The following is a 23,552-nucleotide window of genomic DNA, read 5'->3' as shown; positions in this document are numbered from 1 at the left end:
GTTGGTGATCTGCCGCGGATCAGGCCTTGGGGTAATGGCTTTCGTAAGCCCAGTTCTCCGGCGCGGCTTCGTGCAGCTCCCAATAGGCATCCGCGATCTCGCGCGCGGCGTCCGACCCCGGCGTCACCGACGCATTGACCGTCAGAACTCCAAGATGCACGTTCTGCGCCTTGAGCGGCTCGAACAGCGCTTGCGTCGCGTTGCGCAGCCCCGATTTGACGGCCCCCAGCGTCAGGGCCACCGGATAGGGCGTATCGGCGATCCCGCCGCCCGTTAGAAGGATCGTGCCGCCGCCCTTTGCGGCCATGCCCGGCAACGCCGCCTGAATGGCCCGCAGCGCGCTCGACAGGCCCACCTGAATGTCCTCGTCGATGCTTTGCGGCGTTATCTGATCGATAGTCGGGCCGAACCGCAGCACGGCCGCATTGTAGAGCAGCACGTCGAGCGTGCCGGCATACTCGCCCACCAGCGCGCTAACCGCTTCCCCATCGGCCGCATCCACCGCCCGCGTCTCGACGACGGCACCCTCGGCCTGCAGTTCATCGAGCCCCGCGCCCAGCTTTTCGGGCTGACGAGAGGCCAGCACGATATCGAACCCCTCCCGGGCAAACCGGCTTGCGGTTTCCAGCCCGATCCCCGGCCCGGCCCCAACAACCAGAAGTGTCTTACCCATACGCTACCCTTTCGCGGCAGTTCGAATTCGAAACCCCAATGTGTAACAGCCGCTTCGAACGCGAGGCAACCGACCTCCCCCACCGCTGTCACCCGGGGTTTATCCCGGGGCCAGATACGCTCGCCGTTCTCGGCTCCTTCTCCAACACATGCCGAGTGCCCCCTTCAGCTGCGCCACGCCGCCGCACTTCACGTCTTGGGGGAAAGAACCGATACCAAAGCCCATACCAGTGGGTGTTCGAGGCAGCGCTGGGTGTTTGAGGCTCCGAGCCTTGCTCTCCCCAGCCTGTCATTCCCGGAATCCAAGCTCAGCGTCTCCCCACCCGCCGCGCGGAGAGATCAAGCTCCCTACGCCGAAACCCTCTCCGCCCCGACCCCCTCATTGTCCGCCGCCGGCACCGGCAGCCTCACCGGCAACCGCAGCGCCGCCACCAGGCTCCGATATTCCTGCCGCGCATTGATATGCGACATCGACGGCGTGCTCCCCAACAGCTCCGCCTCCAGCGGATCGAACACCGTCATTCCCAGCGTGAACAGCGAGCGGAAGATCACCCGCTCGGCAATCCCCTCGGCCACCCGGCATCCTAGCCGGTCGGCGACCTTTTCGATGGTCCTTTGCACCTGGTCGGCGTTGCGCGAGCCCAGATTGGAGATGCGGTTGCGCACCAGCACCCAGTCGATGCCAACCCCGGTCCGCGCCAGCCGGTCGGCCCGCGCCTTCTGGACGTTGCGCGAATAGGGACTGGTCTGGATCGGCTCCCCGCTCTGGTCGTCGATGCGGGCCAGAACGTCCAGATCGATCATCGAATCGTTGAGCGGGGTCACCAGCGTATCGGCCATCGCGTGCGCCGCCCGCGCCAGATTGCAGTCGAAGCCCGGCGTGTCGATGACGATGAAATCGACGTTTCCGCGCAACCCCGCCAGCGAGCGGTCGAAAACATCGCGCTCGGCCAATTGGTTTTCGCTGATCGAATCGCCCCAGGCCGTGGGAATGTAAAGGTGCTTGGGCACGGGGATTTCGCGCTCGGCGCTCTTGGCCGTCGCCCGCCGGTTGCGCACATAGCGCGTCAGCGTCTGCTGCCGGCTGTCGACGTCCACGGTGCCGACGCGATAGCCCTGATGCAGCAGATAGACGGCGAGATGGAGCGCCGTCGTCGACTTGCCCGATCCCCCCTTTTCGTTGCCCACTGCAATGACGTGCGCGCCAGTCTGCGACATGCCGGTTTCCCTTTGATCAGGTCTGGATATTCCAGCCCATCAGGTGCCAACATGGTTAACAGGGCCTTAATGAAGGCGCCCGGCGCTCACCCGGAGGGATGTTTTCAACAAGGCCGTCATTGGCCCGCCGCCGCCTTGAACACCGCCTCCTGCGCGCCATAGGCCCGCTTGAACGCCGGCCGCGCCTCGCCGCGCGCCACATAGGCGGCAAGGTTGGGATAACCCTCGATCACCCCCATGCCGTAGGATCGGCGCAGCACCATCACCATCATCAGATCGCCGGCGGAGAACCCGCCATCGAGCCATTCGTTATCGCCCAGCCGCGCCGCCAGATCGTCCAGCCGGACGCGGATGCGGTCCTCGAGCAGCGGCAGGCGTTCGGCGTACCAGCTCCGATCGCGCTCCAGAAAGGGCACCTGCTCGCGCTCGACGATCGGCGGCTCGATGGTGGTCACCGCGCAGAACATCCAGGCGATGGCCCGCGCCCTTCCGTTCGCATCCTCGGGCAACAGGCCCCCATGGCGCTCGGCGATATGCAGGACGATGGCGCCCGATTCGAACAGCACCAGATCGCCCTCCTCATAGGTCGGAATCTGCCCGAAGGGCTGAAGGGCCCGATGCGGCTTCTCTTTGAGCGCCTGAAACGAAACCAGGCGCACCTCATAGGGCTGGCCCACCTCTTCGAGGGCCCAGCGCACGCGCATGTCGCGCGCCTGCCCCTTGCCGCCATCGGGCGAGCGTTCGAACGCGGTTATGGTTGGGGTCATGACCTCTATCTCCTTTTACCTCCGAAGGACGAATGGCCGCCCCCATTCCCGACATAATGCCCCCGCATTTTCCCGGGCCAAACCATTGCCCCGGACCCGGCCCGGCACCATAAGATCGCCCGGTCCTGACCTCCAACCCTCTCCGATCCAAAATGCACGCCTGGCGCCCTCTCCTTCCCACCGACATCCCCGCCGTCTCCGCGATCGCCGCAAATGTCCACCCGGGCTTCCCGGAGGACGACGCGATCTTTGCCGATCGCCAGGCCATCGCTCCCCGATTCTGCTTCCTTTTCGAGGTCGATGGCACCCCCGCCGGCTATGTTCTCGCCCACCCGTTTCAACGCGGCGTCATCCCGGCCCTCAACACCCTCCTCAATACCACCCCCCCAGCCCCCGATACGCTCTATGTTCACGACCTCGCCCTCCTCCCCGCCGCGCGCGGAACGGGAGCAGGCAGCGCGATCGTCGAACGGCTAGCGACCCTCGCCCAGCCCCTGGGCACCATGAGCCTGGTCGCCGTCAACGGCTCGGTCCCGTTCTGGTCGCGGCACGGCTTTGTTGCCTCCGCCGATCCGGCGCTGGCCAAAAAACTTGCCACATACGCGCCCGATGCCGCCTATATGGTTCGCACAATGGTGGCATTCAGCCCCGCGCTAGGGTAGCGTTCACCGCCCAATAAGCCCGATCTGGACCCGTATATGCCGCTTGTGGACGATAATCCCGTCGAAACGATTCCCGTCACCCGCTCGCTCCGGCGTTCGCGCGGCCGCTGGCGCATTTTCGCCTTCCTGGCGCTCGCCGCCGCGGTGTTTTTCGCCCTCGCTCGGTATCTTCCGCTTTTCGAGCAGCCCGGCCAAGCCATTGCACGCGTTACCATTTCGGGGACCATCGCCACCGATCCCGACCGGGCCGCCCTCCTCTCGCGCCTTGCCGAGGACGACACGATTTCCGCCGTCGTCGTTGCCATCAACAGCCCCGGCGGCACCACGGCGGGCGGCGAGGAGCTTTACGATTCCCTGCGCGAAATTGCCGAGCAAAAACCGCTGGTTAGCACCATAGGCGAGCTCGGCGCCTCGGCCGCCTATATGGGCGCCATAGCGTCCGATCATATCCTGGCGCGCAACCTCTCGATCGTGGGGTCGATCGGGGTTTATTATCAGCATGTCGATGCCGGAAAGCTCTTCGATACCATAGGGATAGACCTCGACAAGGTGGCCTCCGGACCCCTCAAGTCAGAGCCCGATTTCGACGAACCCATCACGCCCCAGATCCGTGTCGCGCTCGAAGATCTCGTCGATTCCTCGTTTCAATATTTCATCGATCTCGTCGCCGAACGCCGGGGGATGAATGGCCAGCAGATTCAAGCGGTTGTCGATGGCCGCATCCTCTCGGGCACGATGGCGCTCGAAGCTGGTCTGATCGACGCCACGGGTGGCGAACGCGAGGCAATTCAATGGCTTGCCGCCGAACAGGGTGTCGATCCCGACCTGCCGGTCGTCGACGTCTGGCCGCTCCAAACCGGGCCGAACTGGCTCGACTTCATCCTCTCGCGGGCTTTTGGTGATTTAGGAAACGGCTTGCCGCTTGACGGGCTTGTTTCCCTTTGGCACCCTCATGGCCCGTAAAAACGTCAAGGCCAAAAGCCATTTAGCCTGATTGCGCCGGGGGGCGTGCGACGAGAATGATCAAATCCGAACTCATCGAAAAGCTCGCGGCAGAAAACCCGCACCTTTTCCATCGTGATATCGAAAATATCGTCAACGCCATCCTCGACGAGATCGGCGATGCCTTGGCCCGTGGCGATCGGGTGGAACTGCGCGGTTTCGGGGCCTTTTCGGTCAAGAACCGCCCGGCGCGCGTGGGCCGCAATCCACGCACCGGCGAACAGGTCGACGTGGGCGAGAAATACGTCCCCCAGTTCAAGGCCGGCAAGGAAATCCGCGAGCGGCTGAACGGGGATTGACCCCATTTCTGCCTTTCGCAACAGGAACTTAACACCCTATGCGTAAACGCATCGTCGGCTGGCTCGTGCTCGTTCCCCTGTGCCTTCTGGTGCTGATCTTCGCGCTCGCCAACCGGCACATGGTCGCCGTCAATTTCAACCCGCTGGTCGCCGTCGATCAGGCCGCGCCCGGCTTCGGCGTGCCGCTGTTCCTTGTCATCTACGCCGTGCTCTTTGCCGGCATTTCGCTTGGGGGTCTCGCCGTGTGGCTGACCCAGGCGGGGCACCGGCGCGAAGAAAAGCGCCTGCGCCGCGAGAACGAGAGGCTCAAGACCGATCTCGATCACGCCCGCCGCGCCCCGGCCCGCGCCGACGATCCCGCTCTTCTCGCAGCCGACGAATTGGCGTGATGACAACGCCGCTCATCAAGATTTGTGGGGTCAAAACCCCGGACATCCTCGATCATGTCATCGCCCAGGGTGCCGGCATGGTCGGGTTCGTCCATTTCGCCAAAAGCCCGCGCCATCTGGGTTTCGAGGAGATCGCCAGGCTCGTGAAACAGGCCGGCGACAGGCTCGAAACGGTGATCCTCCTCGTCGATCCCGATAACGATACCGTGGCTGCGGCGACCGCCACCGGCGTGCAATGGCTCCAGCTCCACGGCAGCGAAAACAAGATGCGCACCGCCGATATCCGGGAGCGTTCGGGGCTCAAGATCATCAAGGCCCTTCCGGTCGGCGATGAAAAGGACGTCCGGTTCGCGCCCACGTTCCGCACGGTTTCCGATCGCCTGATCCTCGACGCCAAGCCCCCCAAGGACGCCACCCGCCCCGGCGGTCTGGGCAAGGCGTTCGACTGGAGCCTGCTCGAAGCCCTTGACCCGTCGCTGCCCTTCATGCTTTCGGGTGGCCTTGATATCGACAACGTGTCGCAAGCGGTCAGAACGGTCCGCCCCTTCGGGCTCGACGTCTCCTCGGGGGTCGAGCGCGAAAAGGGCGTCAAGGATGCCGGGCTGATCACCGCTTTCATTTCCCGCGCGCGGGAAGCGGCAGCAGACGGGAAACAATCATGAGCCAGCAGAGCGCCAACTCCCTGCGTCAAGGGCCGGACGAAAACGGCAAGTTCGGCATCTATGGCGGACGCTTCGTCGCCGAAACGCTGATGCCGCTCATCCTCGATCTGGAAAAGGCCTACCGCGCCGCCCAGGCCGATCCCCAGTTTCTCGCCGAAATGGACGATCTGCGCACGCATTTCGCCGGCCGCCCCTCCCCGCTCTATTTCGCCGAGCGCATGACGGCCGAGCTCGGCGGCGCCAAGGTCTATTTCAAGCGCGAAGACCTCAATCACACCGGCAGCCACAAGCTCAACAACTGCCTGGGCCAGATTCTTCTGGCCAAGCGCATGGGCAAGACGCGCATCATCGCCGAGACGGGCGCCGGCCAGCATGGCGTGGCCGCCGCCACGGTCTGCGCGCGCTTCGGCCTGCCCTGCACCGTTTTCATGGGCGCCACCGACGTCGAACGGCAGATGCCCAACGTGCTGCGCATGAAAATGCTCGGCGCCGAGGTCCGCCCGGTCACCGCCGGCGCCGGCACGCTCAAGGACGCCATGAACGAGGCGCTGCGCGATTGGGTGACCAATGTAGAGACGACCTATTATTTGATCGGCACCGCCGCCGGCCCTCACCCCTATCCCGAGATGGTGCGCGACTTCCAGAAGGTGATCGGCGAGGAAATCCGCACCCAGATCATGGAAGCCGAAGGCCGCCTGCCCGATGCGCTCGTCGCCTGTATCGGCGGCGGATCGAACGCCATCGGCACATTTTATGATTTCCTCGACGAAACCGGCGTAAAGATTTTCGGCGCCGAAGCCGGAGGCCACGGGCTCGATGTCGAAAACGGCCACGCCGCCTCGATGACCGGTGGACGCCCCGGCGTGCTGCACGGCAACCGGACCTATCTGCTCCAGGATGCCGATGGGCAGATTCTGGAAGGACACTCGATCTCCGCCGGCCTTGACTATCCCGGCGTCGGGCCCGAACACGCCTTCCTGCGTGACAGCGGTCGGGTCGATTACGTGCCGGTGACCGACAAGGAAGCGCTGGACGCCTTCATGGCCTGCACCAAGTTCGAGGGTATCATCCCCGCCCTTGAAAGCGCCCACGGTCTCGCCCACGTCATGAAGCTCGCTCCTACCATGGGCAAGGACGAGATCATCGTTCTTTGCCTTTCGGGACGCGGCGACAAGGACGTGGAGTCGGTGGGGCGCCAATTGGGTATGGCGCTTTAACGTCCCGTTTACCCTTCCGGGCACAAGCCCCCCGTTTTCCGCATGGCTGGAATACCCGGCCAGCGCTTGTTTCCGAGTGTGTGTGGGACCATTTTGATCTCAAGCGATCAAGCACTGACGTAGGAGATTTGGACCATGGCACGCAATAACAACGCATTTGACGCAATTTCGGGCTTTTTCGGCGATATCGGCCGCGCCCGCCGCGCCTCGAACCTTTACTCGGATCTGTCGAACCTCTCGGACGAGGCGCTTCGCGCTCGCGGCCTCAGCCGCGCCGACATCGCCCGCCACGCATTCGACACCGCTTTCAGCTCCAAGTAAGTCCGAACAGCGCATATGAGAAAAAGGCGCCCGCTCCTGCAGGCGCCTTTTTTGTTGCCGGTGTTGACTTGATCCCCGATCCTGTCCTTTATCGCCGCACCTTCACTCCATCCTGTTTCCGGAGACCTCATGGGCGGCTCGCGCATCGACAAGCGGTTTGAAAAGACTCGGGCAGAGAACCGGCCGGCCTTCGTTTCGTTCGTCATGGCCGGCGACCCCGATCCCCAGACCGCCGATGCGATCCTGGCCGGGCTTCCCGCCGCCGGAGCCGATATCATCGAGCTGGGCATGCCCTTTTCCGACCCCATGGCCGATGGCGTCGCCATCCAGCTCGCCGGCCGGCGGGCTCTCGAAGCGGGCATGACGCTCGAAAAGACCCTTGCGGCGGTGTCTCGGTTCCGGGAACGCGACGACGAGACCCCGATCGTCCTCATGGGCTATTACAATCCCATCTACATCTACGGCGTCGCAGATTTTGTGGCAGCCGCCGTAAAGGCCGGCGTCGACGGGCTGATCGTCGTCGACCTGCCCGCCGAAGAGGACGATGAACTCTGCCTGCCGGCCCTCAAGGCCGGGCTCAACTTCATCCGCCTCACCACCCCGACCACCAACGACCAACGCCTGGGCCGCGTGCTCGCCAATGCGTCGGGCTTTGTCTATTACGTCTCGATGACCGGGATCACCGGCGCCGAAATCAAGAACCGCACTGCCGTGGGCGAAGCTGTGAACCGCATCAAATCGGTGACCGATCTTCCCGTCGCCGTCGGGTTCGGCATCAAGACCGCCGAGGATGCCGCGCTGATCGGCAAGGATGCCGATGGCGTCGTCGTGGGTTCGGCGCTGGTTTCGACGGTCGAAAAATCGCTCGGCGAACGCCTTGACCAACAGGCAACCGCCGAGGCTGTTCACAATCTGGTTCGCACGCTCTCCCAGGGTGCACGCGCCGCCAGAAGCTGATAGTATTGCCACAATTGCTTCCTACATAACCGGCAACGCCAATGCGCGTTAGCTGATGCGCAAACCCAGAAATCACCAGGCTCAAGAAGCACGCAATGAACTGGATCGATAACGTCGTCCGCCCCAAGATTCGCTCCTTCCTCAATCGCCGCGAGGTCGAGGACAATCTGTGGGTCAAATGCCCCGAGAGCGGGGAAATGGTGTTCCACCGCGATCTGGAAGCCAATCAATGGGTGGTGCCCAATTCGGGCTACCACATGAAGATCAAGGCGGCCGACCGCCTCGCCAATTTCTTCGACGAGGGCAAGTACACCAAGCTGGCCCTGCCCTCGGTGCCGCTCGATCCGCTCAAGTTTCGCGATACCAAGCGCTATACCGACCGGCTCAAGGAATATCGCACCAAGACCGGCTATGAGGATTCCGTGATCGTCGCTCAGGGCGATCTTTACGGCACCAAGGTTACGGTCGGCGTGCAGGATTTCGATTTCATGGGCGGCTCGCTCGGCATGGCGGCCGGTTCGGCCATCATCACCGGGCTGGAAGCCGCGCTCAACGACCGCACCGCCTTTGTGATGTTCGTCGCCTCGGGCGGTGCGCGCATGCAGGAAGGCATCCTCTCGCTCATGCAGATGCCGCGCACCACCGTTGCCGTGCAGCGCCTGCGCGAAGCGGGGCTGCCCTACATCGTGGTTCTGACCAACCCCACCACCGGCGGGGTGACCGCCTCCTACGCCATGCTGGGCGACGTGCATCTGGCCGAGCCGGGCGCGGTAATCGGCTTTGCCGGCGCGCGCGTCATCGAGCAGACCATCCGCGAAAAGCTGCCCAAGGGCTTCCAGCGCTCGGAATATCTCTATGACCACGGCATGGTCGACATGGTCGTCCACCGGCACAATCTGCGTCCCACCATCGGCTCGCTGATCGGGTTGTTGAGCAAGGCTCCGGTCAACGAAGCCATTCCGGCGGCGCGCCAGGCCGCGGCGGCGACCGAAGCCGCCGTGGTGACCATGCGCGATGTCGCGGTGGCGGCCGAGGGCGATGGGGACGACGATCTGCTCGCCAATACGCCCGTTGCCGGGCACGCCGAATAGTTTCTGACGCGAAGATAGGGCAGCCGTGTCCCGCACCGATGCGATCCTGAAGCGGCTGCTGACGCTCCACCCCAAGCTCATCGATCTCGAGCTGGGGCGAACCGAGCGCATGCTCGAAGCGCTGGGCCGACCCCAGGACCGGCTGCCGCCGGTGATCCATGTGGCGGGCACCAATGGCAAGGGATCGACCATCGCCCATCTGCGCGCCATGCTCGAGGCGCAGGGCAAGCGAGTGCATGTTTACACCTCGCCCCATCTCGTGGCGTTCCGCGAGCGGATAAGACTGGCGGGCGAACTTGTGTCCTCGCGCGCCCTCAACGCGGCGCTCGAGGAATGCGAAGCGGCCAATGGCGGCAAGCCCATCACCTTTTTCGAAATCACTACGGCCGCCGCCTTCCTACTGTTTTCGCGCGTCAAGGCCGATGTGCTGCTGCTCGAAGTGGGGCTGGGTGGCCGGGTCGACTCCACCAATGTGATCGAAAAGCCGCTGGGAACGGTCATCACGCCCATCTCGATGGATCACACCCAGTTCCTGGGCGAAACGCTGGCCGAAATCGCTTCGGCCAAGGCGGGGATTATCAAGCGCGGCGTGCCGCTGGTGGTGGCTCGCCAACCCGGCGAGGCGCTGGCCGTCATCGAGGACGAGGCAAGGAACAAGGGCGTTTCACCCTTTGTCGCCGGCACCGATTTCGACGGCTTCGCCCAGCGCGGCAAGCTTGTCTATCAGGATGAGGACGGGCTTCTGGACCTTCCCCTGCCCGCCCTGGCGGGCGCGCATCAGATCGACAACGCCGCCCTCGCCATAGCTGCGCTGCGCCATTTCGGCCTTGCCGAGGACGACAACGCCATCGCCGACGGGCTGCGGTCGGTCGTCTGGCCGGCACGGCTCATGCCGCTGCGCGGGGCGCTCTCGACCTATATCGTCGATGGGCAGGAGCTTTGGCTGGATGGGGGGCACAATGCGGCCGGGGCGGACGTGCTGGCCCAGGCGCTTCGGGATATGAACCGCGCCCGTCCGGCGCCGCTCGTCCTGGTCTGCGGCATGATGGCGTCCAAGGATGCCGCCAATTTCTTCGCGCCCTTCGTGGGCATGGCCGAGCATGTGTTCACCGTCCCCATTCCGGGGGAAACCGGCGCCCTGCCCGCGCGCGCGCTGGCCGGCTTTCCCAAGGCCAAGGGGATAGAGACGACCATTTGCCGCTCGGTGCCCGCCGCGCTGCAGCGGGCGGCGCATTTTCCCGATGCCCGCATCGTCATCTGCGGCTCGCTCTATCTGGCCGGAGCCGTGCTGAGGCAAAACAAAACGCCCCCGAGTTGAACTCCGGAGGCGTCTTGGCTCTCGCGTCAAACGAAAGGAGCGCGAGGATTGAGCTCAGGCGGCGTGGCCTTCGAGCCATTTGACGAGACCGGCCTTGGGCGTGCCCGCGCCGATCTTCATGTCGGCGGCTTCGCCACCCTTGAACAGGATCATTGTCGGGATCGAGCGCACGCCATACTGGGCGGCGGTTCCCGGATTCTCATCGACGTTGAGCTTGACGATCTTCACCTTGCCCGCCATCTCGCCCGAGATTTCCTCGAGGATCGGGGCAATCGCCCGGCAGGGACCGCACCATTCCGCCCAGAAATCGACGAGCACGGGTTCCTGGGAACCCAGCACCTCGGTGGCGAAATTGGCGTCTGTAACGTGTCCGGTCATATCGATACCTTCTTGACGATCGAGCGGCCACCCACGGCCACTCTGCTTTCATTCATTGCATAATAGCTAGGCAGAGTCGGGGGCCAGTTCAACCCTCCTGGATCTGCGGCGGCGCTCACAGCGCCGTGACGTCGGCGACCGCTGCATCGAGCGCGCCGTCTTCGATCTTCATCAGCAGCGATGTCTGCGTCCAGAGAATCGCAGCATCCACAACGGCTTGCGGGAAGAGCCTGCGCGCAGCAAGCCTGTAGAGCCCGAGCTGGCGCAGATAGTTAGGCGAGACCGCTTCCGATGTGGGCGGCACGGCGGCGTCCGATTTGTAATCGACGATCAGCACATGAGCCGGCGTGTAAATCAGCCTGTCGATCCGGCCTTCGAGCCGTCCAGGCATGCCATTGTGGCTGACGGTAAGGGAGAAAGGCACCTCGGCCCGGCTCTCGGTGCCAAAGATCGCCGCCAATCCTGGATCGGACAGAATGGCCAGCGCGCGCTCGGCAACCGGGATCACCAGATCGGGATCGTCGGGCAGGAGCGTCAGCGCCGCGCTCACCGCCACGTCGGCGCGGCGGCTGTGAGGTACGTCGCTCAAATGCTGGAGCAGGGCGTGCAGCGCGATGCCGCGCATCCGCGCACCCCGGGCATCAAGCAGCATTTCGGCGGCCGGTTCAAGCGCTTGATATGACGCTCCGTCATATCGAGAGGGCGTCAGCACGGGCCGGGCGGGTTTCCGGCGCGGCGGCGCGAGCGTCAAAGGCTGGTTTGACGTACGTGCCTCTATGCTTGGAGCGGCGATATCCCGGTCCGGCGATGGCTCGGCGGGAAACAACAGGACCTCGCCCCGATGATCGGTTATGGCCTGGCTATCGGCGGCAAGGGCCGCGGAAATCGCGCCATGCCAGGTCTCTTCCGCCTTGGTGCGCAGGTCCAGCGTCCCCGCCACATGCAGCCCTTCCTCGGCTCGGGTCATGGCGACATAGAGGTTGCGCCAATATTCGGCGAGACTGCGGGCCTCGATTTCGGCGCGCAGCGGCAGCGAAGCCCCGCAATGATTGTCCTTGCTCGAACAATAGAGGAGGAACGGGACGGCGTCATGGACGCCGAAATAGACGCTGTCGGAGACGGCGCGCGGCTTGCTGGCCGCATCGGCGAGAATGACCACGGGCGCTTCCAGCCCCTTGGCGCCGTGCACGGTCATCACCCGCACGCCCGCCGCCTTGGCGACGAGATCGCGCTTGATGACGATATCGGACGCGCGCATGGCGGCAAGGAAACCGGTGAGCGAGGGCTGGTCGGAGCTTTCGTGCTCCAGCGCCAGATCGAGAAATTCCGCGATCACCTCGTCCACTTCCTCGCCGAGCCGCACGTGGAACTGCCTCAGTCCGCCCTGCGCATAGAGGATATGGGCGAAAAACTCGTAAGGACGGTCGAAATCGAGCCTCTGGCGCAGGCCTGTCAGCCGCTCGTGGGCGGCGTGCGCGGCGTCGAGCGGGCTTTGGGCAAGGCGATCGAACAGCGTTTCCCCCTTGCGTCCATGGGCGAGGGTGAAGAGTTGTTCTTCGCTGATGTCAAAAAGCGGCGAGCGCAGTACCGCTGCCAGCGTCAGGTCGTCGGCCGGGGTGAGCAGGATTTCGGCGAGACCGAGAAGGTCGTCGATGGCGATATGGGCGGAAACCGGCAGCCGGTCGGCGCCCGGGCTCGCGATGTTGCGATGCTTCAAAGCCCTTACGATTTCCGAAAAAATCCCGCTCCGTTTCTGGACGAGGATCAGGATGTCCTCGGGGCGCATGGCGCGCGAGCCGGGGCCGACGGGAACGCGGTTTTCGATCCAGCCGGCAATGGTGTCGGCGATGCGGTTGGCGAGTTGGCGGGGCGCGCTCGCCATGTTTTCCATGGGCGCGGTCGGCCATTCCTCGGGGACGGGTGGTGTCTGGGGATTTTCGACCACCGGCCAGATCTCGATCCGCCCACCCTTGCGCTGGCGCGCCGCCTCGTGTTCGATCGACCCCGGTTCGGCGAGCAATGCCGTGGCGATATCGGGGCGGTTGAAGACCTTGTCGACCCCCTCGAGAATTTCCCCCAGCGTACGGAAACTGGTGCGCAGGGTTTCCCCATGCCATTGGCGGTCGGCGTTCCCGGCCCGCCGTTCGAGCTCGTTTCCCTTTTCGAGGAACAAGCGGGGTTCGGCCCCCTGGAACGAATAGATCGACTGCTTGGGGTCGCCCACTGCAAAGATCGTCTTGGGACGCGAGGCGGCACCCTCGCCGCTGAAATAATCGTCGACCAGCGCCCCGATCACCGCCCATTGCTCGGGATTGGTGTCCTGGCTTTCATCGACGAGAATATGGTCGATCCCCGCATCGAGCTTATAGCGCACCCAGGCGCCCAGCCCCTTGTCGCCCAAAAGCGCGGCGGTGCGCGCCACCAGATCGTCGAAATCCATCAGCGAACGCGCGCGCTTTTGCGCTTCATAGCGCGCGATGATTGCCGCCAGGGTCTTGGTCAGCGCCGCGCTGTTGTCGGCGATGGCGATGGCCTTGCCCTTGTCGTTGAGGGCTTCGAGCCGTTCGGCTTCACGGGCCAGCCGGTCAGCAAGACCGGGATCTTGTTTCTTGATCGCCGTCTTGGGAAAATTGGCCCGGACCTTGCCCTTGTCGGTGAGATAAGCGCCAAGGATCTGGTCGGGATCGGGGGCGTGCGGATCGATCCGAGCAAGCTTGTCCTCAAAGCGCGTCTTTTCCGCCTCCGGCGGGCAGATCCGGAAAATCTCCGGCCAATCCGCAGCGGGCACCAGCGTTTCGGAGACAATCTGGCGGCGCAAATTTGCCACGCTCTCATCCGGTGCCAATCCCAGCCGGGTGCGCATGGCGGCGATGGCGCTCTCGGGAGCGGCGAGGATCGGACCGAGTTTGCGGGCATTGGCGAGGCACTGGGCAATCGCGGTTTCGATCTGGCTGTCGCTGAGCGCATCGAACAGGGCGCGCACGGCGTCACCGGTCGGGCCGGGCTCTTTCAGCTCTTCGGCCAGCACGCTCTCGCGGGCCTCGCGCAGCAACCGGGCGGCCACGGCTTCCTCGATCACCGTGAAATTGACCGGCACGCCCGCCTCGCGTGGAAAGCGTTGCAATACCGCCTCGCAGAAGGCGTGGATGGTGTTGATCTTGAGCCCGCCCGGCGTATCGAGGGCATGGGCGAAAAGGCTGCGCGCCCGCACGCTTTCAGCTGGAGACGGCCTGCGGCCAAGCAGCTCAAGCAGTTCGGATTCCAGCTTTTCGTCGGTTTGCCGCGTCCATCCCGCGAGGATCGCGGTCACGCGATGGCGCATCTCGGCGGCGGCGGCCTTGGTGTAGGTGAGGCAAAGAATGGCCTCGGGCTGCGCGCCGTCGAGCAGCAGCCGCAGCACGCGGCGCGACAGCACATAGGTCTTGCCCGAACCGGCATTGGCCGAAACCCAGGCATTGGCGCGCGGTTCGGCCACCCGCGCCTGCTTGAGCGTGGTGTCGCCGGGAACCGAAAGTTCTTCCTTGATCCCCGCCGTCATTCGCCCTCGTCGCCGCTTTCGACCACGGCCCATTCGTCAAGCCGCGCCAGATGATCGTAATCGCCCCTGAAGCGCTGGTTGGGTCTGGGCATGACGCGCGCCACCATGGGCAATTGGTCGCTCAAAAGCAGCGCCTGAATATGCCGCTGGAAAAGCCCGAAAGTCGTATCGATCGCCTCCGACAGGCTCATGCCCTCAGGGGTTGCGTAACGGGTCTGCTCGAGCGCCTTGGGCCCATGGGAAAGCTTGACATAGCTCATGGCCTCGGTCGGCAAGTCCAGCCGCTTTCCGAACGCGCCTCGTGCCGCCATCCAGGCTTCGAGCGGAAGCTGGGGGGCGAAGAACTGCTTCATGTCCTTGGGCTGCGGTGCTTGGCCCGTCTTGAAGTCGATGATTTCGAGCGTGCCCGAAACAGTCCTGTCGATCCGGTCGGCGCGCCCAGACAGGATGAAAGGCGGCGTCGTGATCGGTAGGCTTATTTCGCCCCTGATTTCGGCGACGCGCTCGGAAATATGGGTGCGCTCGCGCTCGAAGGCCAGAAATTCCCGCGCAATGGTTGCGAACCGGGCCAGCCAGATATCGCGCCGCGCCGGAATGGCATCGAGCCGGCCATAGCGCTCGCGGGCCAGCGCCATCAGCGTTTCGAAAGCCGATGGGCTGGCGGGGTCGTGGCCGGCCGCGATGAAATCGCCGACGATATCGTGAATCAGCGTCCCGCGTTCCGCGTGATCGGGATCGGCGCCCAGCGCTTCGATCCGGCGCAGCCCCAGCACGTGGCGGGCATAGAGATCGTAGGGCGAACGCAGCAGGATTTCGGCCTCGGTGATCGAAAGTCTGCGCGGACGCGCCGATGCGGGCGGGCGCGGAGCGGGCCGGATCGCGGGCCGGGGAGGGGCGCCCGTCATATCGAGGCGGCGCGCCTTTTCCATCCATACGTGCCCGCGCGCTTCGATGGCTTGCGCGATATCGGTGCCGACAAAGGCCTCAAGCCTCTGGATCAGCCGCGACGGGGTGGCCGGAGAGGTGCCCGACCGCTCGGGCAGGGTGAACACCACCTCAGGCCCACCCGCCGCCATGAGGAAATCGTGGGCGGCAAGCCCGTGCAGCTTTTCGGGAGGCTCCAGACCGACGGCCAGCCGCATGCCCCGGCTCATCCACGGCCCTGGATCGGCAATCTCGGGCCAGACGGATTCGATCAGGCCCGACAGGATCACCCGGTCGGCCTGCATGAGCCGGGCTTCGAGCCTGCCAAAGATCATGACGTCCTCGGCATCGGGCCGGCGCGGACGCACGCTTTGGCCGGCAAGAAGGCCCTCCAGCGCGAAGGCCAGGCCTTGGGGTGCAAGTTTCGGCCCGCGCGTGCCTTGCCGGACCGCGAGCTCGAACCAGCGGGCCAATTCGTCCTCGCCTTCCAGCGTGGTGGCAGGCTCGTCCGGCGCCGCTGCTCTCAAACGGCCTATGGCGGTTTCGAGGGCCTTGGCAGCTGCAGCGACCGAAAGACTGTCGCTCTCGAACAGCGATTGGATAGGAGCGAGCGCGTTTTCGAGCGCGTCGATGATGGCCAGAACCGCTTCCGCCTTATTCGCATCGAGCCGATGGGCGGGCCGTCCCGATCCGGCGAAATTTTCGGCAACGGCCTGGCGCAATCCCGCATAGAGGGGAAGGGGGCGTTGGCCGCGAAATACGCCTAGATCCAGCCATTGGCTCGCCATGGCGATCCGGGCGCGTCCCAGCCCAAGCGATACGTGCCGGTTGCGCAGCAGGGCCATGATATCGACGGCGGCCAAACCATTGGCAACCACCGATACCGCCTGCCGCACGAGGCGGCCGGCCCGCGACAGCAGCAAGGGCGTTCCGGCGGCGTCGTCCAATTGGACGTCGAACCGCGCCAGTTCCGAACAGATGCGACGGGCCAGCGTCTGGTCGGGCGAAACGATCGCGACGCTTTTGCCCCCATCGAGCGCGTCGTGAACGCAGATCGCGATGGCCCGGGCCTCCTCTTCGGGCGTGCGGGCCCGGATCAGCGCCATTCCGGCCACTGCCGCGTCCATGGCGGGGCCGAGATCGGCCGCGACCTGCTGCCAGTGCGCCGTGGCGTCGGGCAGGCTCAGCGCGGCGTTGAGGATCGCCGTGCGGGCCGAAGGGATCGACGCGAGTTCGATCACCGTCGAAGCGGGGGTACCCAGACGTTTGAGGAGGCGCGCCAGCCCATATTGCGGGTGGCCGTGGGGATTGTGGCCGGGATCGTCGAGCATGGCGAGCGTTTCGGCTCCCATGTGGGTATCGAGCCCGGCAAGGACCACCGCGCCATTGTCCAATCGGGCGATCGCGGCGATGAGGTCGGCCGTCGCGGGGATCGAGCCGGTGGACCCGGCAACGATCACCGGGCGCTCTCCATGGATCGTCGACAGCGAGCCCGCCTTGCGCTCCAGAAGGACATTGGTCCGCTCGGCCGCCTCCATCTCGCCTTCGGCGGCAAGGATCGACGGCCAGGCCTCCAGCACGAACCGCACGAAATCGAGGTGGTCCTGCCATTGGGCCGGCAATTGATCGCTCTCGATCGCCATCAGCGAGTGCGGATCGAGCCGCGCGATCGCGAAATCGTCGATCAGCGTTCCCAGCGAATCGGCAAGGGCAAAGATTTCCGCCCCGTTGGGCGGGCCGGAAAATCCGCCCGGTCCGGGGGCCGAAAACGGGGCGTCGCTTCGGGCGGCCAGCCAGCGCTCGATGAGCTCGGCCAACAGCAGCCGGCGCTTGAACCGGTTGATGGGCGCGGGCAGATCGAGGGGTTCATAGGGGGGCAGGAACGGCTCCTGGGCGGGGTCTTCGCCACCCAGCGGCCGGATATCGGGTAGGAGCATCGGATGGGCGGAGAGCCGATCGGCCAGAACCCGCGACAGCGTCGTCGCCGCGCGCCGTGTCGGCAGATAGATCGTCATGTCCGAAAGCCAGAACGCGCCATGGCGTGGCCAATCGGGCGCTATGCGCCCGTCGATCAGCGCTTGGGCAAGCGTATCGAGAAACGGCGCGTGCGGTGCGATGGTAAAGATATTGCCGTAGCGCGCCATCAGACCTCCGCGCCGATATCCTGCTCGGTGCGCGCCAGCGCCTGCGGGTCGCCGACGTGGAACCATGGCGTTTCGATCATGACACCCTTGAGACGACCCGCCTCGCGGGCCGTTTCGAAATGGCGGTAGAGGCTGAAGGGGATTTCGGGTCCGGTGGCCGCAAGGGCGCGTGAAATCAGCGCCGCGCCGGCATAGACCACCGGGCGGCCTTCCGATTTCGAGAGCGTACCGTCAGCGCCGATCAGATAGTCAGCGCCCTTGCGCAAACCCGAGGCGTGATCGGGCGCGACGCAAAGCAGCACGACATCGGCGCCGCCCTGGCCATAGGCCTCCACCATCCGCTGCAACGGCTGATCCCGGCCCGGCAGCCAGAATGTATCGGTATTGAGCGTCAGAACGGGGTCGGACCCGAGCAGGGGCAACGCCTTTCGGAGGCCCCCGCCGGTATCGAGGAGCCTTGCGGTCTCGTCGCTGAGGGAAAAGCCGATATCGGCAAGGCCGGATTTCAATCGCTCGATATGGGCGGCGATCATTTCCGCCTTGTGGTGGACATTGACGGCAAAGGCTTTGCAGCCTTCCGCCAGAGCGGCGTCAATGGCGTGGTCGATCAGCGGCTTACCCGCCACTTCGATCAATGCCTTGGGTTCTTCAAAGGTCAGCGGCCGCATGCGGGTGCCCAGTCCGGCGGCGAGCAGCATCACGTCGGGCATGGGTGGAAGAGGTGCGGCTGAAGAATCGGTCATGACCTATTGTGGGCCTTCGTATCGCCATGGCGCAAGCGCCGTGGCCAGATCGCCGGCGTCGCGTCCCGACGCTTCGATGGAGACCAGCCGCCCCTCGCCATCCGGCCCCATGTTGAGGCTTATCCGCAGTCCGGCCCGGTTGAAAAGCATGGGCGCCCGCTGCGGCCATTCGACGAGCACGATGGCGGCTTCATCATCCAGAAGGCCCAGCTCGTCGATCTCGGATTCATCGGAGAGCCGATAGAGGTCGGCATGGATGATGCCGGGATAGGGCTGGACGATGGCAAAGGAAGGGGAGGGGACCTCGAGATCGGGATCGCTGAGCCTGACCCGGATGATCGCGCGGGCCAGCGCGGTCTTGCCGGCCCCCAGATCGCCTTCGAGCGTCACGATATCGCCGGCTATAAGATGGTTTGCAACGATCGCCCCGATGGCGTCGGTCGCCGTCTCGTCGGGGGCCAGGACGACCGACACGGGCCTATTCGCCCGCGTTGAGCGCCAGCGCCGCATTGGCCGGCAGGATGACGGTAACCCGCGTGCCGCGCGGCGCGCGCCCTTCGATCAGCACCGAGCCTCCGTGAAGGTTGACGAAGGTCTTGACGATGGCAAGACCCAGCCCGGCGCCCCGCTGGCGCCCTTCCACCGATTGTCCCTCGAAACGCTGGAACATCGCGTTGCGCATGTCTTCGGGGATTCCCACGCCGTCATCCTCGACGGCAAAGGCGATCCTTTCGGGCCCGCGCGCCGAAACCCTGAGGCGCACTTGCGAGCCCGGATCGGAGAAACGGGCGGCGTTGGAGAGCAGGTTATAGAGCACCTGGACGATGCGCGTGCCGTCGGCGACGAAAATGGGCAGGTCGTTTTCGATTTCGACCCGCAGGTCGACCTTCTCCTCGCCCCCGGTAAATGTCGCGTCGAGCCCGGCGCGCGCCTTTTCGATGAGCGCGGAGACATCCAGAACTTCGGGATTGAGTTGGGCAATGCCCGCATCGACGGTGGCGAGATCGAGAATATTGTCGATCAGCAGCCCCAGATTGGCGCTGGAGGCGCGGATGTAATCGGTATAGGCGCGCTGCTTGTCGCTCAACGGCCCCACTTCGCCTGACGCCAGAAGGTCGGCAAAGCCGATGATGTTGGTCAATGGCGAGCGCAGTTCGTAGGAAACGTTCTGCACGAAAGTGTCTTTCAGCCGGTCGGCCGCGATCAGCGCCTCGTTGCGCTCCTTGAGTACTCGTTCGTAATTGGCGCTTTCCGAAACATCCATGAAAGTCATCATGGTCTGCCCATCGGGCAGGCGGACGACGGCATAGTCGAGCAGCCGGCCGTCGACGCGGGTGATGCGGCCCTTGGTGTCGGTGCGGGTGGGATTGAGATCGACGATGCGCTGCTTGAGATCGGACCAGATACGCCGTCCGTCCTCGGGGAAAGCCTCTCCGCACGCCTGGGCGATGTCATCGATATGGGGATGCTTGCCCAGCGCGTTCATGGGCAGCTTCCAGAGCAGTGACAGGCGGGGGTTATGGAGCTTGAGCCGCCCATTGGTCCCGAATACCGCGACGCCCTCGCTGAGCGCGTTGAGCGTCTCGCTCTGGACGTGGATCAAGGCGTTATGGCGGGTTTCGAGCGCCAGGCGCTCGGTCATGTCCTCAAAGACGTAGATTACCCCGCCGGTGCCCGTCGCGGGGGCTGCGATCACATTGGCGCAGCGCCCATCCGGCAGATACCACGGGGTCTCGCGCGGCGCGGTCAGCGCATAGCTCATCAGATGCCGGGTGCGCCACTCGCGATAGTCGGTTTCGGCCGGCAGCATGCCTTGCGTGCGCAAGCGATCGAGGATCGCCTTTTCGTCGGGCGCGGTGTTGAGCCAGGCGGTGTCGAGCCCCCAGAACCGGGCATAGGCCGTGTTGTAATGGGTAAGCTGCCGGCGCTTGTCGAACACCGCAATGGGCGTTGCAAGGGCATCGATGACTGTTGTGAGATGCCCCAGATCGGGTTCGCTCTTTTCGGTCTCGGCCGGCTTGGGGCGCGACATGGGCAGATAGCAATAGCCGGCACTGCCGCCCGAGAGCGGAAACAGCACAAGTTCGAGCCCGCCGGCGATCTCGTGCGGTTCGTTGAGTGCGATGGTGTCGGCGGCGTCTTCGAGGGCCTTGAGGTGCCGCTCGCGGGTGCCCGCATCGAAGATGTCGGGCGCCGTGCCGCGCTCGCCCTTGAGTCCCAGCGTGCGGGTGAAATGGAGATAGGCCGCATTGGTGTAGATCAAAAGCCCGTCCCGGTCGCGGAGCCAGGCCGGGATGGTGAGATTGGCGAGGATGGCCTGGGCCTCGGCCGGCGAAGGCAGTCGCGTCAGTTCCGAACCCTTGAGCGGCGGCTCGACCGTAAGCCCGGATGGGCGCAACCGGACGACGGCCGCGCCGCCCACCAGCCGGCCCGTGGCGCGGATGATGCGTCCGTCGCGCGCCGTGACGGAGGTTTCAAACATCCGGCCTTCGATGCGCAGATCGGTGAGGCGGGCGGCAAGGTCACGCGCTGCCTCGTCTTCGAGCCATGAGCGGAATTCGAGCACCGAATGGGTCCGCGTCTCGCCGGGGAGGAGCGTGGATACCGGCCCGATGACCGAAGGCTCGATCCCCGTGTCGCGCCAGATGACGGTCACTTCGGGCATGGCGGCCAGAAGACTCTCGAACTCGTCGAGCGCCACCCGCATCGCGCCCAGCCTTTCGGCCGCTTCGCTTTGCGCGGCGTCCGCTTCCCGTCGCCATTTGAGCGCCAACAGCGCCGCGACCACCCCGAAGCCGGCGGCGCCCAGCACCATGGCATAGGGCGCGGCGCCCGAAAGCGCGCTGGCGGCAAGCGGCGCCGAAAGGGCGGGGGAGGCAGCCAAAAGAGCGCTCGTCGCGGCGCAAACGGACACGAATCCCGTAAGTTTCCGGAATCGAGCCGGCTGCATGCCTGATGCCCCCTTTTTGAAAGATGTAACCTTGACCGCCCTTGGTGAGCCGGGAAGGGCCCCCGAATCAGTTAACCATACAAGCGCGGCGAATCACGAAAAAGAGTCAAACTGCCGGTCGGTGAAAAACTTAGGGCTTGCACCGGTTTTTGCACATCGTGCGGTCCTGATTTGTTCCCAAAACGGCACAAAAAGGGGCGCCCAAGCGCCCCTTTCGTTAACCTTTGTGGCAGCCATACCGATCAATAGCGGTAATGATCGGCCTTGAACGGGCCTTGCGCGGCCACCCCGATATAGTCGGCCTGTTCCTGGCTAAGCGTGGTCAGCTTGGCGCCGAGCTTTTCCAGATGCAGGCTCGCGACCTTTTCGTCCAGATGCTTGGGCAGCACGTAGACCTTGTTTTCGTACTGCTCACCCTTGGTCCAGAGCTCGATCTGGGCCAGCGTCTGGTTGGAGAAGGACGCGCTCATGACGAACGAGGGATGCCCCGTCGCGTTGCCCAGATTGACCAGCCGGCCCTCGGACAACAGGATCATCTTTTTGTTGTCGGGAAATTCGACGATATCGACCTGCGGCTTGACGTTGGTCCATTTCAGGTTCCGCAGCGCGGCCACCTGAATCTCATTGTCGAAATGGCCGATGTTGCAGACGATGGCCATGTTCTTTGTCCGACGCATGTGGTCGATGGTCAGGACGTCCTTGTTGCCGGTGGCGGTGACCACGATATCGGCGCGTTCGATGGCGTCGTCCAACGTCACGACCTCATAACCGTCCATGGCGGCCTGCAGCGCGCAGATCGGATCGATTTCAGTGACCAGCACGCGGGCGCCCGCGCCGCGCAGGGATTCGGCAGAGCCCTTGCCCACGTCGCCATAACCGCAAACGATCGCCACCTTGCCGGCCATCATGACGTCGGTGCCGCGCCGGATGGCGTCGACAAGGCTCTCGCGGCAGCCATATTTATTGTCGAATTTGGACTTGGTGACGCTGTCGTTGACGTTGATGGCGGGGAAGGGCAGTTCGCCCCGTTCCTGAAGCTGATAGAGGCGCATGACGCCGGTCGTGGTTTCCTCGGAAACCCCTTTGATCGCGGCGCGGCATTTGGAATAAAAGCCCGGCTCGCGCTCGAGACGGCGCTTGATGGTGGCGTAAAGCGCTTCCTCTTCCTCGTTCTTGGGATTGGCGAGAACGGAGGGGTCGGTCTCGGCCCTGGACCCGATCAGGACCAGCATGGTGGCATCGCCGCCATCGTCGAGGATCATATTGGCCACTTCGCCATTACCCCAATCGAGGATGCGGTCGGCAAAATCCCAATATTCTTCAAGCGTCTCGCCCTTGTGGGCGAACACCGGGATGCCCGCCTCGGCGATGGCCGCGGCGGCGTGATCCTGGGTGGAAAAGATGTTGCACGAAGCCCAGCGCACCTCTGCGCCCAGCGCCACCAGCGTTTCGATCAGGACAGCGGTCTGGATGGTCATGTGCAGCGAGCCGGCGATGCGCGCGCCCTTCAAGGGCTGGGCGGCGGCGTTTTCGGCCCGGATGGCCATCAGGCCCGGCATTTCGATCTCGGCCATCTCGATTTCCTTGCGTCCATAGGGGGCAAGCGAGATGTCCTTGACGGCATAATTGGCGGGTGCGGTGCTCATGGGCCCGGTCTCCAGGTTTGTTTAGCCTTGTGAGACCGGTTTATACGCGAGAGGACCGCAATCGGGCAACCGGGATATAAAGAAAGTTTTATATCCCGTGCGGCGCGCCTTACATGCGCGGCTCGATCCGGCTGATCCGCACCTTGGTGCGCCGGCGACGAAAGGGCGCGACAGCCAGGCCCGTCGCCAGCCAGAAGGCGACGAAGCCTCCCGCAAGCCCGACCAGGGCGTGGCCCAGCCCTTCGATGGTCAACGGCAGGGCAGGGCGGAAGTCTTCGAGCGCCGCAGCGCCCACATCGGTGTCGAAATAGCGCGCAAGCTCGAACAGCCGCTCGGTGGGTGGGGCGCCCCGCAGCTCGGCCAATTGCTCGGAAAGCCGGGCATGGCGATCAACGATCGCCTGCATGGACGTGCCGCGTTCGGCAAGAAAAGCATCCGCGCTGGCGCTATAGCGTTCGAGCCCCTCCTGACGCGTCAGCCCGAACTCGGCCGCGTCGGCGTCGAATTGGCCGATGATCGCGCTCAGCTCGTCCACAGCGCCGGCCAATCGCTGGGAATATTGCTGGGTGTATTCGGGGGCCTGGGAAAGCGTCATTCCGCCCAGAAGGGCTCCTAGGAGGCAGATCAGGCGCCTGAGCATGGATCGCTTTCCTC

General features: G+C 64.6%; 21 protein-coding genes. 10 read left to right on the top strand and 11 right to left on the bottom strand.

What is annotated here, in order from left to right:
• Positions 1 to 19: 19 nt before the first annotated feature.
• From V4T21_RS03190 to V4T21_RS03180, 3 genes are all read right to left on the bottom strand, one after another.
• Positions 20 to 673: an SDR family NAD(P)-dependent oxidoreductase gene (locus V4T21_RS03190; RefSeq protein WP_332712976.1), complete on the bottom strand. Its 654-nt coding sequence runs from the start codon at positions 671 to 673 to the stop codon at positions 20 to 22.
• A gap of 347 nt (positions 674 to 1,020) precedes the next feature.
• On the bottom strand, positions 1,021 to 1,890 hold the full coding sequence (locus V4T21_RS03185) for a division plane positioning ATPase MipZ (RefSeq protein ID WP_332712973.1): 870 nt from the start codon (positions 1,888 to 1,890) through the stop codon (positions 1,021 to 1,023).
• Positions 1,891 to 2,006: 116 nt separating this feature from the next.
• On the bottom strand, positions 2,007 to 2,657 hold the full coding sequence (locus V4T21_RS03180; RefSeq protein ID WP_332712970.1) for a glutathione S-transferase family protein: 651 nt from the start codon (positions 2,655 to 2,657) through the stop codon (positions 2,007 to 2,009).
• Between the two features lie 152 nt (positions 2,658 to 2,809).
• Between V4T21_RS03180 and V4T21_RS03175 the strand changes: the two genes are divergently transcribed.
• The 10 genes from V4T21_RS03175 (at position 2,810) to V4T21_RS03130 (ending at position 10,575) form a co-directional block, all read left to right on the top strand.
• Positions 2,810 to 3,319 carry a GNAT family N-acetyltransferase gene (locus V4T21_RS03175; protein WP_332712967.1) on the top strand — a complete coding sequence of 170 codons (510 nt, stop codon included), beginning with the start codon at positions 2,810 to 2,812 and terminating at the stop codon, positions 3,317 to 3,319.
• A 36-nt stretch (positions 3,320 to 3,355) separates the two neighbouring features.
• Complete coding sequence (gene sppA / locus V4T21_RS03170) at positions 3,356 to 4,282, top strand: signal peptide peptidase SppA (RefSeq protein ID WP_332712964.1); 927 nt, start codon at positions 3,356 to 3,358, stop codon at positions 4,280 to 4,282.
• Positions 4,283 to 4,338: 56 nt separating this feature from the next.
• Complete coding sequence (locus V4T21_RS03165) at positions 4,339 to 4,620, top strand: integration host factor subunit beta (protein WP_332712961.1); 282 nt, start codon at positions 4,339 to 4,341, stop codon at positions 4,618 to 4,620.
• A gap of 38 nt (positions 4,621 to 4,658) precedes the next feature.
• Positions 4,659 to 5,009 (top strand): lipopolysaccharide assembly protein LapA domain-containing protein, encoded by a 351-nt coding sequence (locus tag V4T21_RS03160; RefSeq protein ID WP_332712958.1) that lies wholly within the window; start codon positions 4,659 to 4,661, stop codon positions 5,007 to 5,009.
• A complete protein-coding gene (locus tag V4T21_RS03155; protein ID WP_332712955.1) occupies positions 5,009 to 5,671 on the top strand; it encodes a phosphoribosylanthranilate isomerase in 663 nt (220 codons plus the stop codon). Before V4T21_RS03160 ends, V4T21_RS03155 begins: the two co-directional genes overlap by 1 nt.
• Complete coding sequence (trpB, locus tag V4T21_RS03150; RefSeq protein WP_332712953.1) at positions 5,668 to 6,888, top strand: tryptophan synthase subunit beta; 1,221 nt, start codon at positions 5,668 to 5,670, stop codon at positions 6,886 to 6,888. Before V4T21_RS03155 ends, trpB begins: the two co-directional genes overlap by 4 nt.
• Positions 6,889 to 7,023: 135 nt before the next feature.
• The gene (locus V4T21_RS03145; RefSeq protein WP_332712950.1) at positions 7,024 to 7,209 is read left to right on the top strand and encodes a hypothetical protein; all 186 of its coding nucleotides are present in this window, start codon (positions 7,024 to 7,026) and stop codon (positions 7,207 to 7,209) included.
• A 129-nt stretch (positions 7,210 to 7,338) separates the two neighbouring features.
• Complete coding sequence (trpA, locus tag V4T21_RS03140) at positions 7,339 to 8,166, top strand: tryptophan synthase subunit alpha (protein ID WP_332712948.1); 828 nt, start codon at positions 7,339 to 7,341, stop codon at positions 8,164 to 8,166.
• Positions 8,167 to 8,261: 95 nt separating this feature from the next.
• A complete protein-coding gene (gene accD / locus V4T21_RS03135; protein ID WP_332712945.1) occupies positions 8,262 to 9,257 on the top strand; it encodes an acetyl-CoA carboxylase, carboxyltransferase subunit beta in 996 nt (331 codons plus the stop codon).
• A gap of 25 nt (positions 9,258 to 9,282) precedes the next feature.
• Positions 9,283 to 10,575: a bifunctional folylpolyglutamate synthase/dihydrofolate synthase gene (locus tag V4T21_RS03130; protein WP_332712942.1), complete on the top strand. Its 1,293-nt coding sequence runs from the start codon at positions 9,283 to 9,285 to the stop codon at positions 10,573 to 10,575.
• A 54-nt stretch (positions 10,576 to 10,629) separates the two neighbouring features.
• On the opposite strand, the gene trxA is transcribed toward V4T21_RS03130, so the two are convergent.
• From trxA to V4T21_RS03090, 8 genes are all read right to left on the bottom strand, one after another.
• Complete coding sequence (gene trxA, locus V4T21_RS03125; protein WP_332712939.1) at positions 10,630 to 10,953, bottom strand: thioredoxin; 324 nt, start codon at positions 10,951 to 10,953, stop codon at positions 10,630 to 10,632.
• 115 nt (positions 10,954 to 11,068) lie between these two features.
• On the bottom strand, positions 11,069 to 14,491 hold the full coding sequence (gene addA, locus V4T21_RS03120) for a double-strand break repair helicase AddA (protein WP_332712936.1): 3,423 nt from the start codon (positions 14,489 to 14,491) through the stop codon (positions 11,069 to 11,071).
• Positions 14,488 to 17,559: a double-strand break repair protein AddB gene (addB, locus tag V4T21_RS03115; protein WP_332712933.1), complete on the bottom strand. Its 3,072-nt coding sequence runs from the start codon at positions 17,557 to 17,559 to the stop codon at positions 14,488 to 14,490. The genes addA and addB overlap by 4 nt, the downstream gene beginning before the upstream one ends.
• Positions 17,559 to 18,302 carry a nucleotidyltransferase family protein gene (locus V4T21_RS03110; protein WP_332712931.1) on the bottom strand — a complete coding sequence of 248 codons (744 nt, stop codon included), beginning with the start codon at positions 18,300 to 18,302 and terminating at the stop codon, positions 17,559 to 17,561. The genes addB and V4T21_RS03110 overlap by 1 nt, the downstream gene beginning before the upstream one ends.
• A 3-nt stretch (positions 18,303 to 18,305) precedes the next feature.
• The gene (tsaE, locus tag V4T21_RS03105) at positions 18,306 to 18,776 is read right to left on the bottom strand and encodes a tRNA (adenosine(37)-N6)-threonylcarbamoyltransferase complex ATPase subunit type 1 TsaE (protein WP_332712928.1); all 471 of its coding nucleotides are present in this window, start codon (positions 18,774 to 18,776) and stop codon (positions 18,306 to 18,308) included.
• Between the two features lie 4 nt (positions 18,777 to 18,780).
• The gene (locus V4T21_RS03100) at positions 18,781 to 21,186 is read right to left on the bottom strand and encodes a sensor histidine kinase (RefSeq protein ID WP_332712926.1); all 2,406 of its coding nucleotides are present in this window, start codon (positions 21,184 to 21,186) and stop codon (positions 18,781 to 18,783) included.
• Between the two features lie 308 nt (positions 21,187 to 21,494).
• A complete protein-coding gene (gene ahcY / locus V4T21_RS03095; RefSeq protein ID WP_332712923.1) occupies positions 21,495 to 22,898 on the bottom strand; it encodes an adenosylhomocysteinase in 1,404 nt (467 codons plus the stop codon).
• Between the two features lie 109 nt (positions 22,899 to 23,007).
• The gene (locus V4T21_RS03090; protein WP_332712921.1) at positions 23,008 to 23,538 is read right to left on the bottom strand and encodes a DUF2937 family protein; all 531 of its coding nucleotides are present in this window, start codon (positions 23,536 to 23,538) and stop codon (positions 23,008 to 23,010) included.
• Positions 23,539 to 23,552: the final 14 nt, after the last annotated feature.

The organism is Pelagibacterium mangrovi, assembly GCF_036662815.1.
GTDB classification, from domain to species: domain Bacteria; phylum Pseudomonadota; class Alphaproteobacteria; order Rhizobiales; family Devosiaceae; genus Pelagibacterium; species Pelagibacterium mangrovi.
Note: the sequence above shows the minus strand (reverse complement) of the source record. Positions and strands in the feature narration are given on the sequence as shown.

Excerpts from the sequence above, each read along its gene's own strand:
- V4T21_RS03190 (WP_332712976.1), bottom strand. The coding sequence starts at position 673 with ATGGGTAAGACACTTCTGGTTGTTGGGGCCGGGCCGGGGATCGGGCTG.
- V4T21_RS03185 (WP_332712973.1), bottom strand. The coding sequence starts at position 1,890 with ATGTCGCAGACTGGCGCGCACGTCATTGCAGTGGGCAACGAAAAGGGG.
- V4T21_RS03180 (WP_332712970.1), bottom strand. The coding sequence starts at position 2,657 with ATGACCCCAACCATAACCGCGTTCGAACGCTCGCCCGATGGCGGCAAG.
- V4T21_RS03175 (WP_332712967.1), top strand. The coding sequence starts at position 2,810 with ATGCACGCCTGGCGCCCTCTCCTTCCCACCGACATCCCCGCCGTCTCC.
- sppA (WP_332712964.1), top strand. The coding sequence starts at position 3,356 with ATGCCGCTTGTGGACGATAATCCCGTCGAAACGATTCCCGTCACCCGC.
- V4T21_RS03165 (WP_332712961.1), top strand. The coding sequence starts at position 4,339 with ATGATCAAATCCGAACTCATCGAAAAGCTCGCGGCAGAAAACCCGCAC.
- V4T21_RS03160 (WP_332712958.1), top strand. The coding sequence starts at position 4,659 with ATGCGTAAACGCATCGTCGGCTGGCTCGTGCTCGTTCCCCTGTGCCTT.
- V4T21_RS03155 (WP_332712955.1), top strand. The coding sequence starts at position 5,009 with ATGACAACGCCGCTCATCAAGATTTGTGGGGTCAAAACCCCGGACATC.
- trpB (WP_332712953.1), top strand. The coding sequence starts at position 5,668 with ATGAGCCAGCAGAGCGCCAACTCCCTGCGTCAAGGGCCGGACGAAAAC.
- V4T21_RS03145 (WP_332712950.1), top strand. The coding sequence starts at position 7,024 with ATGGCACGCAATAACAACGCATTTGACGCAATTTCGGGCTTTTTCGGC.
- trpA (WP_332712948.1), top strand. The coding sequence starts at position 7,339 with ATGGGCGGCTCGCGCATCGACAAGCGGTTTGAAAAGACTCGGGCAGAG.
- accD (WP_332712945.1), top strand. The coding sequence starts at position 8,262 with ATGAACTGGATCGATAACGTCGTCCGCCCCAAGATTCGCTCCTTCCTC.
- trxA (WP_332712939.1), bottom strand. The coding sequence starts at position 10,953 with ATGACCGGACACGTTACAGACGCCAATTTCGCCACCGAGGTGCTGGGT.
- addA (WP_332712936.1), bottom strand. The coding sequence starts at position 14,491 with ATGACGGCGGGGATCAAGGAAGAACTTTCGGTTCCCGGCGACACCACG.
- addB (WP_332712933.1), bottom strand. The coding sequence starts at position 17,559 with ATGGCGCGCTACGGCAATATCTTTACCATCGCACCGCACGCGCCGTTT.
- V4T21_RS03110 (WP_332712931.1), bottom strand. The coding sequence starts at position 18,302 with ATGACCGATTCTTCAGCCGCACCTCTTCCACCCATGCCCGACGTGATG.
- ahcY (WP_332712923.1), bottom strand. The coding sequence starts at position 22,898 with ATGAGCACCGCACCCGCCAATTATGCCGTCAAGGACATCTCGCTTGCC.
- V4T21_RS03090 (WP_332712921.1), bottom strand. The coding sequence starts at position 23,538 with ATGCTCAGGCGCCTGATCTGCCTCCTAGGAGCCCTTCTGGGCGGAATG.